Source organism: Alienimonas chondri (genome assembly GCF_013036045.1).
Lineage (GTDB): Bacteria > Planctomycetota > Planctomycetia > Planctomycetales > Planctomycetaceae > Alienimonas > Alienimonas chondri.
In genome coordinates, this window is record NZ_WTPX01000338.1 from 1 (window position 1) to 948 (window position 948).

1 protein-coding gene is annotated in these 948 nt (G+C 70.4%); it reads right to left on the reverse strand.

Annotation, left to right across the window (positions count from 1 at the left end; genetic code table 11):
- Nucleotides 1-159 precede the first annotated feature (159 nt).
- Entirely contained in the window at nt 160-699 is a 540-nt protein-coding gene (locus LzC2_RS21520; protein ID WP_171190069.1) for a hypothetical protein, read from the reverse strand.
- Between the last annotated feature and the right edge of the window lie 249 nt (nt 700-948).

Here is a 948-nt window from a genome sequence, read left to right on the forward strand (position 1 = left end):
GGGGGTGAGGGGGCATTCCCCGCCCGCGCGCCTCCCGCCGTTCGACCGCTCGTCGCACACCCCGGGAACGTCGCTCACACCGCGGATGAACGGGGAAGAAGGCTCGCTCACCCTCACCCCCGGCCCCTCTCCCTGAGGGAGAGGGGGGAGTCCTCGGCCCTACCGCCGGCCCACCATCGTTTGCACGCCGGCTTCGGGGGGTTTGGGGCCGCGGTTGTCGGGCAGTTCGGGCATCGTCAGTTCCGAGGGGTGCAGGCCGAACAGCGCCGCTGCGGTCGCGGTTTCCTGCGTGCTGAGCCGGGCGCCGCGGAGGCGGTTGCCGCCGTCGCTCATTTGCACGTAGCCGTTGTCCAGCCAGATCGTGGAGTGCGGGCGGCCGTCGGCCGTCAGGCGGATCTGGAATCGCACGCTCCGCGGATCGCCCTTCGCGGGCTGCCAGCGGGGTTCCATGGCCGCGAGCCATTGTTCGATCCCCAGCAGCAGGTCCGGATTCGAGGAATGAACCGGCCGGCGGGCCTGATTCGCCCGACGGGAGTCGTAGGCGAAGGCGTCGGTGATCTCCGCGGCGTCGACCCGACCGAGGCTGACCGCCGATGCGGTGTTCCGCGGTCCCCCGCCGCAACCGACGATCGCTCCGCCGGTCAGGGCGAGGCCGAGCAGCAACGTCGCGGCGAAGGGCAGACGAAGCGACGGCGACATGGACGTTCTTTCGAGGCGCAGCAAACCGCCCGGGTTCTGTCAGAACCCGGGCGGCGCGGCTAGAGCGGTTCGCCTTGTCCTCCCCTCTCCCTCAGGGAGAGGGGCCGGGGGTGAGGGGGGCGAACCTTCACACGCATCGAATCACGGAGTGGGCAAGACGCTGTTCAAGCAGAGCGGCGGCTCCGTTCCGGAATGAACGGGCGGTTTTCGCCCCCTCACCCCCAGCCCCTCTCCCCAAAAAAGGGGGAG